This window comes from Nocardia sp. NPDC004604 (assembly GCF_040609795.1).
Classification (GTDB): Bacteria; Actinomycetota; Actinomycetes; order Mycobacteriales; family Mycobacteriaceae; genus Nocardia.
This window is the reverse complement of sequence record NZ_JBEXLC010000015.1, coordinates 1-17,741: the sequence shown is the minus strand read 5'-3', so window position 1 is coordinate 17,741 and position 17,741 is coordinate 1. Positions and strand designations below refer to the sequence as shown.

The window sequence follows — 17,741 nt, the reverse complement described above, 5'->3', positions numbered from 1 at the left end:
ACTAGAGCAGACCCGCGTCGGTCATCAGCGCCGTCACCTTCTTGGCGTCGAGCTTGCTCGGGTCGACGGCCGGTGCCTGCAGCGAGGCCAGCGGCGGCAGCGCCGGATTGGCCGCGACATCACTGGCAACCGGGTATTCCAACGAGGTGCCGTCGCGCAGGATCTCCTGCCCCGCCTTGGATGTGATGAACGCCAGGAACTTCTGTGCCGACTCCTGCTTCTTGCTCGACTTCAGCACGCCGCCACCGGAAACCGAGACGAACGCGCCGGGATCCTGGTTCTTGAAGTAGTGCAGCGCGGTGTTGTTGCTGCTCTCCTTGGTGTTGGCCTGGTCGCGGTACCAGTAGTAGTGGTAGATCACACCGCCGTCGGGCTGGCCGGAATTGACCGCCTTCATGGTCGCGACATTGTTCGGGAACGCCGTGGCGTTGTCCTTCATGCCCTTGAGCCACGCCTTGGTGGCGTCCTCGCCCTTGAGCACGAGCAGACCCGCGACGATGGCCTGGAAGTCGGCGCCGGAAACGCCGGCGCCCCAGCGGCCCTTCCACTGCGGCTGTGCCAGATCCAGCAGCGACGCGGGCAGCTGGGCGGCCGCGATCTTATCCTTGTTGTAAACGAAAACCGTTGAGCGGGCTGCGATTCCGGTCCACTTCCCGGTGGACGGTCGGAACTGCGCTGGCACCTGGTCCAGGGTCTTGCTGTCCACATCGGCGAACAGTCCGGCGTTCTCGACCAGTGCCATGGCGGGGGAGTTCTCGGTGAGGAAGACATCGGCGGGGGAGGCGGCGCCCTCGGCGACCAGCTGATTGCCCAGTGCGGTGTCACCGCCCTGGCGCAGCGTGACCTTGATGCCGGTCTCCTTGGTGAACTCGTCCACCCATTCCTTGGTCAGGGATTCGTGCTGGGCGTTGTAGACGGTGATCTCGTTCTTGTCGTCCGAGGAATTCGAGCAGGCCGTCAGGCCGAGCGCCGCGACGCTGACGGCCAGCGCTGCGGAAACCGATTTCCATCTGATCGACATGTTCGAGTCCTTCCGACACCTGCAAGGTTCCACTTCATATGATGAGGCTTACCTAAGCAAGATACCGCGTCCGACGTGCGCGGATGGTATCGGTACGGCTGCGGCGGCCGTGGTTCGCCGCGCGAGTCAGCTCAGTCCCGAGAAGTCCCGCAGCACAACGTGATTGCGATCGGCGAAGGTGCCGAGCGTGTAATCCGGCAGCAGCCCGAAGTATTCACCACGGGTCATCGCGCTCCAGCGGCGCGCGGCGGCGGTGCGGGTTTTGTAGAAATTGATCATGTACCCGCCCTCGTACAGGCGCAGCAGGCTGTAGCCGCCCGGATACTCCTTGACCGCTGCCACCTCGAGGAATTCCACCGCACAGCCGGTATCTGGACGAGTGCGACGGTTGCGGTGGGTATGGCCGCTGTGCTGGAGAAATACTCCGGGAGCGCGTTCGTAGAGCGTCTGGAGTTCGAGGCTGTCGGAGCGGTTGAGGACGAAACCCGGTCCGGCGGTATTGGTCAGACCGGATTCAGTGGTCACCGGGTGGTGGCCGAATACCAGCGTCGGGCGGTCCGGATCGGTGCGCAGCAGTTCGCCGAGCCGGTCGAATTGCGGACGTTCGATGCTGCCGCCGGAACCGTCGAGTTCGCTGGTGTCCAGGCCGAGTAGCCGCAGGCCCCGCACCTCGTGCTCGATCAGTTGCTGGCGTGGATTGAACTGCTCGGCCCAGCAGTCGTGATGATCCGCGGGTGCCGGGAGGCAGCCTTGATATTCCGATCCGATGTGCGGGCGGTCGTGATTGCCGCGCACGGCCAAGTAGTCGCGGCCCGGTATGCCCCAGGTGTCCAGATGTGCGCGGACCGCCCGCGATTCCTCCGGTCGCGCCTCGGCGGTGAGATCGCCCGCGATGAGCAGTGTGTCGGCGCCGCGGTCGGGGCGGCGCAGATCATCGAGCAGTGCGGCCAGCATCACCTCCGGATACGGCGGTAGGCCCGGCTCCTGCTGGAAGCCCGGCGGCAGGCTGTCGACGATGAGCCCGCTGACCTGTTCGCCGTAGTGCACATCATTGGCGAGGGCGATGGTGTGCAGTTGGCGGCCCGGCGGCGGGGTCAGGGTGGTGAATTCGCCTATGGATTCAGGACTTCCAGGGGTGAGGGTGGTCAGCGAGACAGCGGGCGCGGCCTTGGCGCCGTTCGACCAAGCTTCGAATCGGTAGGTGCGGCCGGGGTCGAGGCCATCGATCTCGGCGTAGTGGAACGGGGTCCGCTCGTCCTCGGCGTAGACCGTCCCCGGTGCCAGCGGTGAGTCCGCCGGACCCAAGCGAACCTGGGCGTCGGTATCGACCGGCAGCAATCGTCCGGTGGGATCCGGGGCCACCGTCGTCCAGGTGAGAATCACCGATCGATCGGTGACCGTGACGATCTCCAGATCGGTCGCCAAGAGCGGATTCGGTTGGGCCCGAACCGAACCCGGTGCGGCGAGTGCGATCAACGCGGCCGATCCGACGGCGCTGAGGAAGGTCCGACGCGACGGTCCGCAGCAGCTCATTCGACGAGATTACGTCAGTTCTTACCCGCCTCCGCCGAGCAGACCTTCCACTTCCCATCTTCCTTGCGCAGGTGTTCGGTGGTGCCGGTGTCGGTATCGGGGGTCTCGCCCGGAATGGTCAGCGTGAGTTTGCCGGTGATCCGGGCCGTCGCGCGGTCACCGGTGACGACAATATCGTCGATCTTGTCGATGCTGACCTCGACCTTGGCGCTATCGAAATCCTTCTTCTGCTCATCGGTCAGCGTGTCGAAGTCGGCACGGTCGGCCGCACACGCCTTGGCCGCCGCGGCGGCGAAACCACGCGATCCGAGCGTGTCGTAGAAATCGTGGATGGCCACCTCGATCTTCTTCTCATCCGAGGCCAGTGGCGTCTTGCCCTGCACGGTGAGAACCACGCCCGCTGCCACCGCACCCGCGATGGCGAGCACCAGCACCAGCAGTCCGATGATCAGGCCTGTCCTGCGCTGCTTCGGCGGCTGATAACCCGGGTAGCCCGGCGGATTTCCGCCCGGTGGCGGATATCCGGGCACACCCTGTGGCGCATACCCTTGACCGCCGGGTGGCGGATACCCCTGTGCGCTGGATGGCGGATAACCCTGGCCGCCGGGCGGCGGATAACCCCCTGGCTGCGGATACCCCTGCCCGGTCTGCGGGGGATACGGCTGCCCATAACCCGGTTGCTCCGGTTCCTGCGGCTGTCCGAATGGCGGCTGCCCGCCCGGCGGATATGTCATCGACGTGTCCTCCCACTCACCCCGGCTTATGTGGAAGGTTACGGCAACGTGTACCTGCGCGACCGGAACACCGACCAGCGATCCACTCCCGAATTAGGACAGCTGTCCCAAGGGCCGAGCCGCCTACCGCACACGTTGCGTCATGGCCTGTCCCATCGGCTGAGCTGAGTTACAAATACCAATTCGGTGCGGTCACCCGGCAATATGATGTCGGAGAACTCGATGGTGCGTCCTGTCGTATCGATCATCTGCTTGCGTACGGCCAAGACCGCGACACCGTGCGGGATATCGAGTTCCGCCATCTCGGTCGCGCTCGGCGGATGCGCGGTTATGGATTCCACAATGCGATCGATCTCGATATTCAAGGTCCGCAGCTGGTGCTGGGTGCCACCGGGCCAGGGTTCCTCATCGGCATCGAGCAGCCTCGGATTGGCTGCCACCACGCCGTAGACCAAATACGACGTGGTGAGACTGACCGGGGAACCGTCGCCCTTGAGTCGGGTTCGATAGTCGCGGCGCAAGATGCGGGTTCCGACCGGCACGTCGAAGACGGCGGCGACGCCGCTATCCGCATCGAGCGTCTGGTAGCGGGCGAAGAACTCCAGATCGTCGATGCTCAGTCCGGTGTCGTATTCGGTTGCGCCCGTAGTCCCTCGGACCGCCTCCGACAGCAACGCTCGATCCTTCTCCCACTGATAACGTTCCGCGGCACGCCGAACCCGCCCGCCAGCCGCGATCCTGTGCCGCACATCGCCCGCGATCCGCTCATACTTGGCACCCATTGGCGCTCCTCGAACGTGTCATTGACGCCCATTACCACCATGCACCCAAACCCGCCAAGTGGTCCTCGACTCGTCCGACTTTGGGTGAAGTTGTGTCATCGCGTGTCATCGACGCCAGCTAACTCAGCGGAATGAAGAAGGCTCCGACCGTAACCTGCTGGTCGGAGCCTTCTTCGGTTGTGCCCTCGGCAGGATTCGAACCTGCGGCCCGCGTGAGGGCTCGAGCGCGTTTAGCTCTGCTGGAGGATTGATAGATACAGCCGAGTGGCGACAGCTTCGGCGTCCTCGTTCATTGGATCGGTGTAGGTTCGCGCACCTGGCAAGTTCGCGGCGTAGGTGCGGGCCGAGCTGGCCAGAACGGACATGAGGCCGGATGAGCGCTGAATCGGCGCTTTCGCAGACCAAGCGAGATGTTCGGCACCTGCTGGGAGCTGACTATCACATGCGATGCGCAGGGCGAACTTGTCGATCGAGCGGCCGTCGCGCTCGCCGAAAAGTGCTGTCGGAGCGAAGTGTTCGGCAATCCGCCACCATCGCACGGTCTGAAAGACATGAATCAGCCGTTCGCCGTAGTGGTCGAGCAGGGCGGGATAGAAGTGCGGCACCAGTCGGTCATAGCGGAAGTTTGCAGCCGACTCGGTGCGGATGAGCCGATCTAGTTCCTCCCGTGCTTCTGGAGAAGTTGCTGGGTAGCTGAGCTTTCGTCCGCCACCGAAGATGGCGTCGGCTCCGCTGCCGGTGAGGATAGCGCCCAGATTTGGGATGGTGTCGAAGCTGCGACGAGCGGCAAGCAGCGGTATCCCGGCGGTTACTTCCCAAAGCTCGGATGTGCCGAGTCGACGTATGACATCGCGGGACAGATCGTCAACTTCGTCAGTGCTCAACCGGATGATGTCATGCCGCAAACCCAGCGAGGCGGCTGCGCTACTTGCGTTGGATTCGTCGGACTGGCCGTCGGTCACAATGGTTATGGCAACGGGTTTGACGCCGAGTTCGACAGCGACAGCGGCAACGTATATGGAGTCGATACCTCCGCTCAATAGGACGGCCGGTGTCCCCGCGAATTTGTCCAGGACGGCTGCAATACGAGAGCGAGTCTCCTGGGCAATCTGTCGGGCTGCGTCGGTCGGATCGGTGATGGTGCGAACGGCCGGATTCGGCTCTGCGACGTCGCCGAGTAGATCGGAGACAAACTGGAGCGGCGCCGAGGTTTGGGGCATCAGGTTGGTTTCGTTGGTCATGTCCACCGTTCCAGTTGTGTCGTGTAGATCAGTCGGCCAGCAGCACAGCTGCCCTGTGGGAACAGGTCTGCCACATGACTGGGAATCGGTTCAACACCTGTGAAAACGATCTCGTGCCGGTCGTTGAAGTCGACTGCCGCGATCTCGCGCGGTACGTGTGGTGCTGGATCGTCTTCGGATCGCGCCTACTGGCGATCCTTCCGCATATTCGCCTGTCCGGCGGTCGCGGTTCGACGGCTGCATGGTTGAGAACCCTACCGTTATCGGCTCCATGTCTCGCCGGGCCGAGGCGTGCGATAAACCGTGCAACACAGCGGATGAAGACGGCAAAACGCGGGTACCCACGGTAACTGCACGACACCGAGGTTCGGGCACGAAAAAGGCCACCTACCAGTGGTTCTGGCAGGTGGCCTGCGTGCCCTCGGCAGGATTCGAACCTGCGGCCTTCTGCTCCGGAGGCAGACGCTCTATCCCCTGAGCTACGAGGGCGGGATAGATCTCGAACGGCGCCGGGTGTGGCGGGCGATCGGGCGGGGCCAAGCGTATCGCATTGATCGGCGTCCGCCAAAAAGCGTGCCGGGCCGGGGAGTTTCGGTTCCGGCCCGACACCTGTGATCAGTTCAGCGGCAGTGGCGTCGCGTTGCGTGCGGTGAGCATGGTGGTGATCAGTTGGGCTTCGCCCTGCTGGGTGGTTGCCATGGCGGCGGCGAGGGTGCGCACGGCGGTGGTTTCCGCGTGCTGGGCCGCGTACTGGATCATCGTGAGTCCGCCCTGGTGGTGGCGCAGCATCAGTTGCAGGAACATCGTGTCCAGGGCGGGGCCGGTGGCCTGGCGCAATGCGGTGAGCTCCGCGGTGGTCGCCATGCCCGGCATCGATGACGATGGACCGGACATGGTGTGGCCCGAGGTGGCACCCACGCCGGAGTGCGCGTGGCCGGGCTGCTCGGTCATCCAGCCCATAAAGCCGTCGATATTCTGATTCGGCTTACCCCACATCTGCAGCCACCCCTGCATCCGGCCGATCTGGCCCTGCTGGGTGGTCAGAATGTCGTAGGCCAGCCTGCGCACATCGTTATCGGTGGAGCCGATGAGCGCGACACCGGCCATTTCGACCGCCTGCGCGTGATGCGCCGACATGTCCTGACTGAATCCGATATCGACCGCGCCGGGATCGGGTTCGGAATTGCCGTCCAGCGGGAGCCGAGCGAGCACGCCGACGGCGAATCCGATCAGCAGGATGCCGATCGCGCCGAGTACCAGCAGCGGGGTGCGCTGCCGCTGCGCCTGTGCGCCCAAACCCGCGGAATCGGTGGCAATGTCCGGTTCGATATCCGTATCGGCGGGCATCTACTGACCTTCCGTGGGCTGGGTCGGAATTCCGGTGGGCATGCCCGGGATATTCGGCACGCCGGGGATGCTGGGCACGCCGGGGATGCTGGGCACGCCGGGGATGCTGGGCACGCCGGGGATATTGGGCATGCCGGGCAGCCCACCGGGCGCGCCGCTGAGCTCGGTCTGGTCCTGGCTCAGGCCCTTGCCGTCCATCGGAACCGCGTCGGGTCCGGGCGGCGTCGGGTCATACGGCGTCGGATTGTTCGCGTCGAAGGCGGGGTTGGAGCAGCTCGCGCCCACCTCGGGGTAGGCGTACTGGTTCTCGCGCAGTGCCGTGATGAACTGGTTGACCCGCTTATCGTCGGCGCTGTCCAGCTTCAGCTGGTGACCCCAGGATTGCAGCGAGACCGCCGACGCCAGGCCCGGGAACGGCGACATCAGCGTGAACGGCTTACCCTCGACCTTCTGCTTCAGGGCGTCGATACCCGCGGCGTCGACCTTGTCGGGGTTATAGGCGATCCACACCGCGCCGTGCTCGAGCGAATGCACCGCGTTTTCCACCCGAATCGGCTTGCTGTACACCACGCCCATGCAGTTCGCCCAGACCTGGTCGTGCGGACCGCCGAACGGCGGCGTCTGGTCATAGGCGACGCGCTGTGTCCCGGCGACATGCAGGCCAGCGGGGTAATCCTTCTTGGTCACCCCGGCAATCTGATCCGAGGGATCCTTCTTCTGCGCGGTCGGTGTGAACTTCTCGAGTTCGGCCTTGTCCCGGTACTTCGGCACCAGGCTGAAGGCGAGTGCCCCGATCAGTGCGACGATCACCACGGCGGCACCGATGACCAGCCATGGGATCTGGCGCTTCCGCAACGGGCCTTTGCCCATCGGTACCTTGCCGTCACCTTTTTTGCGGGAAGGTGCGACCTTTCCCGCGGCCCGGACGGCCTTGGCCGATTTGGCGCTCGTGCTGCTCGGCATAGCTCGCTGTGCTCTTTCCATGTATTGATCCATGGTGCTGGGTGGTTGCGGAGTACTCCGCCGAGGTGCCCACTCGAGGCGTACACCTGCCCAGACCATAGGATAGAGACTCGTGACTCCAGCTGACCTTGCAGATCTCCTTCGCGCGACCGCGGCGAAGGTGCTCGTCGAACATGGACTGGACCCTGCGGTCCTGCCCGACGAGGTCAATGTGGAGCGCCCCCGTAATCCGGAACATGGCGACTATGCCACGAATGTGGCCATGCAGGTAGGCAAGAAGGCCGGAACGAATCCGCGCGAGTTGGCGACCTGGCTCGCCGAGGCCCTTGCCAACGCCGATGCCGTCGAAACCGCCGAGGTCGCCGGTCCCGGCTTCCTGAATATCCGGCTGGCCGCGTCCGCGCAGGGCGCGATTCTGAGCCAGGTGCTGACCGCGGGCGCGAGCTACGGCACCTCGGACGCCCTGAAGGGCACCCGGATCAACCTGGAATTCGTCTCCGCCAATCCGACCGGTCCGGTGCATCTCGGCGGCACCCGCTGGGCCTCGGTCGGTGACGCGCTGGGCCGCATCCTGGCCGCGCAGGGCGCCGACGTGACCCGCGAGTACTACTTCAACGACCACGGCGCGCAGATCGACCGCTTCGCCAAATCGCTGGTCGCCGCCGCCACCGGCGCGCCGACTCCGGAGAACGGCTACGCGGGCGAGTACATCGGCGAGATCGCCGCCAAGATCGTGTCCGAGCACCCAGAGGCGCTGACCCTGTCCGAACAGGAGCAGATGGAGCTGTTCCGTGCCGCGGGCGTCGAGCTGATGTTCGCCCACATCAAGGAGTCGCTGCACGAATTCGGCACTGACTTCGATGTGTACTTCAATGAGAGTTCGCTGTTCGCATCCGGTGCCGTCGAACAGGCCGTCACCAAGCTCAAGGATTCCGGCGATCTCTACGAGAAGGACGGGGCCTGGTGGATCGCCAGCTCCGAATATGGCGATGATCAGGACCGGGTGGTCCTCAAGAGCGACGGCAATGCCGCCTATATCGCCGGTGATATCGCCTACTTCCAGAACAAGCGTTCGCGCGGGTTCGACCTGTGCATCTACATGCTCGGTGCCGACCATCACGGCTACATCGGCCGGTTGAAGGCCGCCGCTGCCGCGTTCGGCGATGATCCGGCCACCGTGGAGGTGCTGATCGGGCAGATGGTCAACCTGGTCAAAGACGGTGTGGCAGTGCGGATGAGCAAGCGCGCTGGCACCGTGGTCACCCTCGACGACCTGGTCGAGGCCATCGGCGTCGATGCCTCCCGCTACTCGCTGGTGCGCAGTTCGGTCAACTCGAGCATTGATATCGACCTGAACCTGTGGACCAGTCAGAGCAACGAAAACCCGGTCTACTACGTGCAATATGCACACGCCAGGACCGCGTCCATCGCGCGCAACGCCGCCGAATTCGAATACGACACGGTGACACCGGATTTCGGTCTGCTCACCGCCGATGAAGAGGGCGAACTCATCCGCACCATCGGCGAGTACCCGCGTGCGGTCGCCAGTGCGGCGAGTCTTCGAGAACCGCACCGCGTCGCACGGTATCTGGAGGAACTGGCCGGTGCCTACCACCGGTTCCAGACCAATAAGAATCTGCGCGTGCTGCCCCTCGGCGATGAACCCGTCACCCCGACCAATGCCGCCAGGCTCGCCCTGGCCAATGCCACCCGTCAGGTGCTGAGCAACGGCCTCGGGCTGCTCGGCGTTAGTGCACCGGAGCGCATGTGAGTGTCCATCCTGCCGGTCCCCGGCACGCAGAAATCCCGCACGCACCCAGCCTCGCGGAGCGTCCGAGCGGTCCCGGGCAGATGATCGATCTGCCCGCCAATGTCTGGCCGCGCAATGCTTCTCGTGACGCCGACGGCGTCGTGCGGTTGGCCGGGGTCTCGGTACAGGAACTCGCCGCCCAGTTCGGCACCCCGCTGTTCGTCATCGACGAGGACGACTTCCGTTCCCGCTGCCGCGATATGGTCGCCGCCTTCGGCCCGGACGCGCGAGTGCACTACGCCTCCAAGGCATTCCTGTGCGGTGAGATCGCCCGCTGGATCCGCGACGAGGGCCTGTCACTGGATGTGTGCTCCGGCGGCGAACTGGCCGTCGCGCTGCACGCGGGTTTCCCGGCGAACCGAATCGCCTTGCACGGCAACAACAAATCCACCGCCGAGTTGACGGCCGCGGTCGAGGCGGGCGTCGGTCATGTGGTGGTCGATTCGCTGATCGAGATCGAGCGCCTCGAGGCCATCGCGGGCCGCGCCGGTGTCGTGCAGGATGTGCTGGTTCGGGTCACCGTCGGTGTGGAAGCCCATACCCACGAATACATTTCGACCGCACACGAGGATCAGAAGTTCGGCTTCTCGATCGCGGGCGGCGATGCCATGGCGGCGCTGGCTCGCGTCTTCGAGGCAGATAATCTCCGACTTGTCGGTCTGCACAGCCATATCGGCTCGCAGATCTTCGAAATCGATGGTTTCGAAATCGCCGCGCGCCGCATGCTCGGCCTGCTGCGCGAAGCCATCGATAAGTTCGGCATCGAGCGCACCGTGCAGATCGCCACGCTGGATCTCGGTGGCGGCCTTGGTATTTCGTATCTGCCCAATGACGATCCGCCGCCGCTGGACGAATTCGCGGCGAGCCTGCGCAAGTTGGTGGTCACCGAGGCCGGCCGCGCCGGACTGCCCGAGCCGAAGATCGCCGTCGAACCGGGCCGCGCCATCGCGGGTCCGGGCACGGTCACCCTCTACGAGGTGGGCACCATCAAGGACGTCTCACTCGACGGCGGACTGCGCCGCCGCTACGTCAGCGTCGACGGCGGTATGAGCGACAATATCCGCCCCGCGCTGTACCAGGCCGACTACGACTGCCGCCTGGTCTCGCGCTCCTCCGAGGCCGGGCCCGTGGTCGCCAGGGTCGTCGGAAAGCATTGTGAGAGTGGGGATATCGTCATCCGCGACACGTGGATGCCCGCCGATGTCGGCCCCGGCGACCTGGTCGCCGTCGCCGCCACCGGCGCGTACTGCTATTCGATGTCCAGCCGGTACAACCAGCTGACTCGTCCGGCGGTCGTCGCGGTGCGCGATGGCGTAGCGCGACTCATTCTGCGCCGGGAAACGGTGGCGGATCTGCTCAGCCTGGAGGTGCAATGAACGCAGTATCGCGTAGCGATTCGATCACGGGCGGTGGCCGGGTGGCGAGTGTGCCCGGAGCCGCGAAGTTCGGAGTGTGGGGAACCGATCGCCCGATCGGCGTCGCGGTCCTCGGGATGGGCAATGTCGGCACCGAGGTGGTGCGGATTCTGCGCGACCACGCCGATGACCTGCGGGCCCGGGTCGGCGCGCCAGTGGTGCTGCGCGGTGTCGCGGTGCGCAACCTGGACGCCGACCGCGGCATTCCGGCCGAACTATTGACCACCGACGCGGACGCGCTGGTCGCCCGCGACGATGTCGAACTGGTGGTCGAGGTCATCGGCGGCATCGATCCGGCCCGCCGCCTCATCCTGGCCGCGCTGAACGCGGGCAAATCCGTGGTGACCGCCAATAAGGCCCTGCTGGCCGACTACACCGGCGAACTCGCTGCCGCCGCCGAGCGCAGCCGCGCCGACCTGTACTTCGAGGCCGCCGTCGCGGGCGCGATCCCGGTGGTGCGCCCGCTGATCCAGTCGCTGTCCGGTGACCGGGTGAACAAGGTCGTCGGCATCGTCAACGGCACCACCAACTTCATCCTCTCCGCCATGGACGAGACCGGTGCCGACTACGAGGTCACCCTGAAAGAGGCCACCCGCCTCGGCTATGCGGAGGCCGATCCGACCGCCGATGTCGAGGGCTACGACGCCGCTGCGAAGGCCGCGATCCTGGCCTCGCTGGCCTTCCACACCCGCGTGACCGCGGCCGATGTGTACCGCGAGGGCATCTCGAAGATCACCGCGGAGGATCTGGAGACCGCCTCCGCGCTGGACTGCACGGTCAAACTGCTCGCCATCTGCGAGCGGGTCGCCGCTGGCCCAGGTGAACCCGGTCCGAACGAGGGCGGCAAGGAGCGCGTCTCGGTGCGCGTCTACCCGGCCCTCATCCCGCGCAAGCATCCGCTGGCCGCGGTGACCGGTGCGTTCAACGCGGTGGTCGTGGAGGCCGAGAACGCCGGTCGGCTGATGTTCTACGGTCAGGGCGCTGGCGGTGCCCCGACAGCCTCCGCGGTGCTCGGCGATCTGGTGATGGCCGCGCGCAATAAGTTCTACGGTGGCCGTGCTCCGGGCGAGTCGGTTTATGCTGAGCTACCGATCGCGCCGATCGGTGATACGCCCACGCGTTACCACGTGAACCTGCAGGTGGCAGACCGTCCCGGGGTGCTGGCCAAGGTGGCGGGCGAATTCGCCAAGCATGAGGTGAGCATCTCCACCGTCCGTCAGGAAGGGCACGGCGAGGGTGCGCGCCTGGTCGTGGTCACCCACCATGCGTCGGAGTCGGCGCTCGCGGATACCGTCGCCGCCTTGGCGGAGATGGAGTCCGTCACATCCGTGACCAGCGTTCTGAGATTGGAAGGCACCAAAGAATGACGACAGCATCGCGCAGCGATTCTGTGAACGGTGGCGGCCGGACGACGGGTGGGCAGACGACTGGCGTCGCGCCACAGGTCGGAGTCCACTCCCGGTGGCCCGGCCTGATCGCCGCCTACCGCGATCGGCTGGCTGGCGCCGCCGACTGGGACCCGGTCACCCTGTACGAGGGCGGCACCCCGCTGGTGCCGGCACCGCACCTGTCCGAGCTGACCGGCTGTGATGTGTATCTCAAGGTCGAGGGCCTGAATCCGACCGGGTCCTTCAAGGACCGCGGCATGACGATGGCGATCACCGATGCGAAGTACCGCGGTCAGCAGGCGGTGCTCTGCGCGTCCACCGGCAACACCTCGGCATCGGCCGCCGCCTACGCGACCCGCGCCGGTATGAGCTGTGCCGTGCTGATCCCGCAGGGCAAGATCGCCATGGGCAAGCTGGCCCAGGCCGTCATGCTCGGCGCGAAGATCATCCAGGTCGACGGCAACTTCGACGACTGTCTGGAGCTGGCCCGCAAGGTCACCGCGGAATTCCCGACCGTCGGTCTGGTGAATTCGGTGAATCCGGCCCGCATCGAGGGCCAGAAGACCGCGTCGTTCGAGATCTGCGATGTGCTCGGCAAGGCCCCCGATGTGCACGCCCTTCCGGTCGGCAACGCGGGCAATATCACCGCCTACTGGCGCGGTTACCGCGAGTACTACGCCGATGGCATCACCAGCGGGCTGCCGCGCATGCTCGGTGTGCAGGCCGCCGGTGCCGCGCCGCTGGTCAACGGTGCCCCGGTCAAGGAGCCGGAGACCATCGCCACCGCCATCCGGATCGGTGCGCCCGCGTCCTGGAACGGCGCGATGGAGGCCAAGGAGCAGTCCGGTGGCGCCTTCCGCGCCGCCACCGATGACGAGATCCTGGCGGCATACCGACTGGTCGCCGCGACCGAGGGTGTCTTCGTCGAGCCCGCGTCGGCGGCCAGCATCGCGGGCCTGCTCGCCGCGCGCAACGAGGGCTGGCTGGATTCCGGGCTGACCGTCGTATGCACGGTGACCGGCAACGGTCTCAAGGATCCGGATAACGCACTCGCGGGAATGCCGCAGGTACAGGCTATTCCGGTCGACCCGATCGCGGTCGCCCACGAACTCGAGCTGGCCTGAGTTGAATTCGCGCGAGAGCCAGCTGATGACCAGGACGCTACCCGCCGGTCTGTCCGTGACCGCGCGGGTGCCCGCGTCCAGTGCCAACCTCGGCCCCGGATTCGATTCGCTCGGTATGGCTTTGGGCATCTGCGACGAGATCGAGGTGCGCACTACCGATTCCGGCCTCACCATCCGAGTGGAGGGTGAGGGCGCCGACGATGTGCCATGGGGCCCTTCGCATCTCGTGGTACGTGCGATCGAGCGCGGCCTGGAGGCGGCGGGCGTCTGGGCCGATGGTCTCGATGTGGTGTGCCGCAACGTGATTCCGCATTCGCGCGGTCTCGGTTCGTCGGCATCGGCCGTGGTCGGCGGGCTCGCCGCCGGGTGTGGTCTTGCCGCGAAACTGGATCCCGCACTGGCCATCGGCAGTGCTCAACTGGTGCAGCTGGCCTCGGAATTCGAGGGTCATCCGGATAACGCCGCGGCCAGCGTGCTCGGCGGAATCGTGGTGTCCTGGACCGAAACCGCCGCGGACGCCGCCAATGATGGTGTCGCGGCATCCGATCACGGCCGCGTCTACCGCGCGGTGCGCCTGGATCCGCATCCGGCGCTGCGTCCGGTGGTGCTGATTCCGGAAGAGCGCTCATCGACCGCGCATACCCGCGGCCTGTTGCCCGAGGTCGTGCCGCACGGCGATGCCGCGTTCAACGTCAGTCGTGCCGCACTCGCGGTCATCGCCCTGACGCAGCGTCCCGACTTGCTACTGCCCGCGACGGCAGATCGTCTGCACCAGACCCAGCGTGCGCCCGCGCTGCCGCTGACCACGACGTGGATCGCTCGCCTGCGGGCGGCCGGTATCGCAGCCACGGTATCCGGCGCCGGACCCACCGTACTGGCCTTGGGTACCAGCGAATTCCCCGCCGAACTCCGTGAACTCGCCGCCATCGACGGCCTGCGTGTGGTCGAGCCGGGACTCGCGGAAGGCGTCCGGGTCGACTGACGGCGAGTCTGCCTTGCCGAGATTCCAGGTTGCCAGCTATCCTGAGCACGTCCGTACATCGTGCGCATCAGACGCCGGTGCTTCATCAGGGCAATCGCTCCAGCAGGCTCCAGGCTCGAGCCTCCAGGCCATGGGGGTGCTGCGTAGCTGCGCAACTGGAATGATCTCTTCCACCTTTCAGGAACTGGTGGCGAAGCCGCCGGTCCGGCGGGGCAGGTGATACGGCAAAAGCGCCGGTCCGAACTTTGCGTTCGGCCCTCGCATCCGAGTCCGGCACAACGCCCGGACTGCGGGACGAAACCCTCGAAACGGCACACGGCAATCGAGGGAAGGAAAGGATTTCCGTGACAGATACGGACCTGCTCGCGACACCCGGGGTGGATTCCAACCCAACGGGGGACCGCGAAAGTGACTCCGGACAGATTTCGAAGATGAGCGAACAAACCGACGTCGCACGATCGGGGCTGACTGGAATGTTGTTGCCGCAGTTGCGCGCGCTCGCGGGGGAGCTCGGTATCCGAGGCACCTCTGGAATGCGCAAAGGCGATTTGATCGCCGCCATCAAGGAGAATCAGGCCGGAAAGTCGGCGAAGCCGGAGAAGTCCGCGCGTGGCGAGGTGAAGTCCGATGCGGATGCCGCCAAGGCGGCGCCGGTAAAGGCGGAGCAGGGCACCCTCGATGTGGCGCCCGCTGCCGCCGCCGCGGTGAAGGAGGCTCCTGCCCCGGCGAAAACCGCCCCGGCCAAGGCCGCTCCCGTGCAGGAGACCGTCGCGGAAGCCGCGGCGCCGAAGTCTGCTGACAAGTCGGCCGAGCCGAAGGCCGAGCAGGCCCAGGCCGAGGCCGCGCCGTCGGAGACCACCGAGGATTCCGGTCGCGAGGCCGGTCAGCGCGGTCGCGGCAGGCAGCGCCGCGGGCGTGACCAGGCGCGCGCCGGTGGCGAGGCCGCTGCGGGCGAGGCCCGTGGTGACGAGCCCAAATCGGACCAGGAGCAGGGCGAACGCCGTCGCGAGCGAGGCCAGGGCGGCGAGCGTGGCCAAGGCGAACGCAGTCAGAACGGCAGTGCCAATGGCGGCCGTGGCGGCGAGGGCGGTGGCCGTAGCGACGCCAACCGTGGCGGTGACGAGGACGAGGGCGGTCGCGGACGGCGGGGACGTCGCTTCCGGGAACGTCGTCGTGGTCGCGACCGCGAGGGCGGCGCCGGTGGCGGTGAGGCCCGCGAGCTCGAGATCCGCGAGGATGACGTTCTGCAGCCGGTCGCCGGCATCCTCGACGTGCTGGACAACTACGCCTTCGTGCGCACCTCGGGTTATCTGGCCGGACCGAACGACGTCTACGTCTCGATGAACCTGGTCCGCAAGAACGGCCTGCGCCGCGGTGACGCGATCACCGGTGCGGTGCGCGCTCCTCGCGACGGTGAGCAGAGCAACCAACGCCAGAAGTTCGATCCGCTGGTGCGGCTGGACACGGTCAACGGTGGTGAGGTCGAGGCGGCCAAGCGGCGCCCCGAATTCTCCAAGCTCACCCCGCTGTACCCGAACCAGCGGCTGCGGCTGGAGACCCAGCAGAACAAGCTGACCACCCGCGTCATCGACCTGATCATGCCGATCGGCAAGGGCCAGCGCGCCCTGATCGTCTCCCCGCCCAAGGCCGGTAAGACGACGATCATGCAGGACATCGCCAACGCCATCGCCATCAACAACCCCGAGGTCTACCTCATGGTCGTGTTGGTCGACGAGCGTCCGGAAGAGGTCACCGATATGCAGCGTTCGGTGAAGGGTGAGGTCATCGCCTCCACCTTCGACCGGCCGCCGTCAGATCACACCTCGGTCGCCGAACTCGCCATCGAGCGCGCCAAGCGCCTGGTGGAAATGGGCAAAGACGTCGTGGTGCTGCTCGACTCGATCACCCGATTGGGCCGTGCGTACAACAACTCCTCGCCCGCCTCGGGCCGCATCCTCTCCGGTGGTGTCGACTCGACCGCGCTGTACCCGCCCAAGCGGTTCCTCGGCGCGGCGCGCAATATCGAGAACGGCGGCTCGCTCACCATCATCGCGACCGCCATGGTCGAGACCGGTTCCACCGGTGACACGGTGATCTTCGAGGAGTTCAAGGGCACCGGTAACGCCGAGCTCAAGCTGGACCGCAAGATCGCGGAACGGCGCGTCTTCCCGGCCGTGGACGTCAACCCGTCCGGTACTCGTAAGGACGAGCTACTGCTGAGCCCCGACGAGGCCGCGGTGCTGCACAAGCTGCGCCGCGTACTGTCCGGCCTGGACTCGCACCAGGCGATCGATCTGCTGATCGACCGCCTGAAGAAGTCCAAGAACAACCTCGAGTTCCTGATGCAGGTCAGCAAGACCGCGCCGGGTGCGCTGGACGAGTGAATGAACGGGGACTCCGCTCGAGCGGAGTCCCCGTACTTTTTGCGCATACACCACAACTGATTTCGTGCGCACATGGGTAACTCGTCGGGTACGCCCAGAACTGGAGTTCGCTGGCTGCCGCCGGTCCGCAACGAGGGTCTCCACGCACGCGACGTCCGGCAAAAGGCGCGGGGAGGCGGGGGAGCGCCCTTTCGGCGTTCCGGGGCTGAAGAAGGCGAGGCCGATGCCTGCCGCGCCGGCGATCATGAAGGCCAGGATGATCGCCGTCGTGGCGGCCGGGCTACCGGTGCTCGCGGCGGTGTTGGCCGGATCGAACTGTGCGGCAGTGGGTTTCGCGTACGCGTAGGTGTCCGGGCGATCCGGAGCGGTAAACCAGCCGACCGCGGCAGTGAGAATCAACGAAACGAAGACCGCCAGCGCAACGCGGCTGTTCACAGGGTTCTCCTTTCTGTCTCGGCACGCCGATGTGCATCAGGCCTTTAACTCTATGAACAGTGGTGTTCGTATCCACGAGTAGCGCACTACCCGAATTAAGGGTTCCGTAAGAACACGATTACCGCGTGCCAATAGTTCAACTGGCAATGAGAACCTGGGGACTACCTGGGCGGGAACAAATCCGGGGGCCGGGGGCGTTTTGGGAGCGTAACCGCCGTTCTGGCATACTGAACGGCTGTTGCGTCTGCTCTGGTGAGCAGACCTCCCGCCTAGTCGGTTCCGGTTCACGTCCGCGCGATCTGCACGGGCGACCCGGCGACCAATATCGAGAGGACACCCATGAAGGCAGGAATTCATCCGGCGTATGTCGAGACCACGGTCGTCTGTGGTTGCGGCAACACCTTCCAGACTCGCAGCACCAAGGAGTCGGGACACATCACCGTCGAAGTTTGCTCGCAGTGCCACCCCTTCTACACCGGCAAGCAGAAGATCCTCGACACCGGTGGTCGCGTGGCCCGCTTCGAGGCTCGCTACGGCAAGCGTGCGGGCAAGAAGGCCGACGCAGACAGCAAGTAGCTTCCT

General features: G+C 65.8%; 15 protein-coding genes and 1 tRNA gene. 8 read left to right on the top strand and 8 right to left on the bottom strand.

The genetic code is table 11. The annotated features are described in order from the left end of the window. Nucleotide 1: 1 nt before the first annotated feature. The 8 genes from ABZW16_RS08155 to ABZW16_RS08120 form a co-directional block, all read right to left on the bottom strand. On the bottom strand, nucleotides 2–1,021 hold the full coding sequence (locus tag ABZW16_RS08155) for an iron ABC transporter substrate-binding protein (RefSeq protein ID WP_354953494.1): 1,020 nt from the start codon (nucleotides 1,019–1,021) through the stop codon (nucleotides 2–4). A 126-nt stretch (nucleotides 1,022–1,147) separates the two neighbouring features. Further along, nucleotides 1,148–2,554 carry a metallophosphoesterase family protein gene (locus ABZW16_RS08150; RefSeq protein ID WP_354953492.1) on the bottom strand — a complete coding sequence of 469 codons (1,407 nt, stop codon included), beginning with the start codon at nucleotides 2,552–2,554 and terminating at the stop codon, nucleotides 1,148–1,150. Nucleotides 2,555–2,568: 14 nt separating this feature from the next. After that, nucleotides 2,569–3,288 carry a hypothetical protein gene (locus ABZW16_RS08145; RefSeq protein WP_354953490.1) on the bottom strand — a complete coding sequence of 240 codons (720 nt, stop codon included), beginning with the start codon at nucleotides 3,286–3,288 and terminating at the stop codon, nucleotides 2,569–2,571. A gap of 140 nt (nucleotides 3,289–3,428) precedes the next feature. Then, on the bottom strand, nucleotides 3,429–4,070 hold the full coding sequence (locus ABZW16_RS08140) for a UTRA domain-containing protein (protein WP_354953488.1): 642 nt from the start codon (nucleotides 4,068–4,070) through the stop codon (nucleotides 3,429–3,431). 230 nt (nucleotides 4,071–4,300) lie between these two features. Beyond that, the gene (locus ABZW16_RS08135) at nucleotides 4,301–5,311 is read right to left on the bottom strand and encodes an asparagine synthase-related protein (RefSeq protein ID WP_354953486.1); all 1,011 of its coding nucleotides are present in this window, start codon (nucleotides 5,309–5,311) and stop codon (nucleotides 4,301–4,303) included. A gap of 416 nt (nucleotides 5,312–5,727) precedes the next feature. Further along, nucleotides 5,728–5,800, bottom strand: a tRNA-Arg gene (locus ABZW16_RS08130). Nucleotides 5,801–5,926: 126 nt separating this feature from the next. Next, nucleotides 5,927–6,658 carry a DUF305 domain-containing protein gene (locus ABZW16_RS08125; protein ID WP_354953484.1) on the bottom strand — a complete coding sequence of 244 codons (732 nt, stop codon included), beginning with the start codon at nucleotides 6,656–6,658 and terminating at the stop codon, nucleotides 5,927–5,929. After that, on the bottom strand, nucleotides 6,659–7,621 hold the full coding sequence (locus ABZW16_RS08120; RefSeq protein ID WP_354953602.1) for a DUF3105 domain-containing protein: 963 nt from the start codon (nucleotides 7,619–7,621) through the stop codon (nucleotides 6,659–6,661). Between the two features lie 112 nt (nucleotides 7,622–7,733). On the opposite strand from ABZW16_RS08120, the gene argS reads away from it, so the two are divergent. From argS to rpmE, 8 genes are all read left to right on the top strand, one after another. Further along, the gene (gene argS / locus ABZW16_RS08115) at nucleotides 7,734–9,392 is read left to right on the top strand and encodes an arginine--tRNA ligase (protein ID WP_354953482.1); all 1,659 of its coding nucleotides are present in this window, start codon (nucleotides 7,734–7,736) and stop codon (nucleotides 9,390–9,392) included. After that, entirely contained in the window at nucleotides 9,389–10,807 is a 1,419-nt protein-coding gene (gene lysA / locus ABZW16_RS08110; protein ID WP_354953480.1) for a diaminopimelate decarboxylase, read from the top strand. Before argS ends, lysA begins: the two co-directional genes overlap by 4 nt. Continuing rightward, nucleotides 10,804–12,213, top strand: coding sequence for a homoserine dehydrogenase (locus ABZW16_RS08105; RefSeq protein ID WP_354953478.1), 1,410 nt, complete (start codon nucleotides 10,804–10,806; stop codon nucleotides 12,211–12,213). Before lysA ends, ABZW16_RS08105 begins: the two co-directional genes overlap by 4 nt. Then, entirely contained in the window at nucleotides 12,210–13,358 is a 1,149-nt protein-coding gene (thrC, locus tag ABZW16_RS08100; RefSeq protein WP_354953476.1) for a threonine synthase, read from the top strand. Before ABZW16_RS08105 ends, thrC begins: the two co-directional genes overlap by 4 nt. Before the next feature lie 25 nt (nucleotides 13,359–13,383). Further along, nucleotides 13,384–14,340, top strand: a complete 957-nt coding sequence (thrB, locus tag ABZW16_RS08095; RefSeq protein WP_354953474.1) for a homoserine kinase — start codon at nucleotides 13,384–13,386, stop codon at nucleotides 14,338–14,340. 344 nt (nucleotides 14,341–14,684) lie between these two features. Beyond that, nucleotides 14,685–16,724: a transcription termination factor Rho gene (gene rho / locus ABZW16_RS08090; RefSeq protein WP_354953472.1), complete on the top strand. Its 2,040-nt coding sequence runs from the start codon at nucleotides 14,685–14,687 to the stop codon at nucleotides 16,722–16,724. 223 nt (nucleotides 16,725–16,947) lie between these two features. Beyond that, entirely contained in the window at nucleotides 16,948–17,070 is a 123-nt protein-coding gene (locus tag ABZW16_RS08085; protein ID WP_354953470.1) for a hypothetical protein, read from the top strand. Between the two features lie 428 nt (nucleotides 17,071–17,498). Then, nucleotides 17,499–17,735 (top strand): 50S ribosomal protein L31, encoded by a 237-nt coding sequence (rpmE, locus tag ABZW16_RS08080; protein WP_354953468.1) that lies wholly within the window; start codon nucleotides 17,499–17,501, stop codon nucleotides 17,733–17,735. The last annotated feature ends 6 nt before the right edge of the window (nucleotides 17,736–17,741 follow it).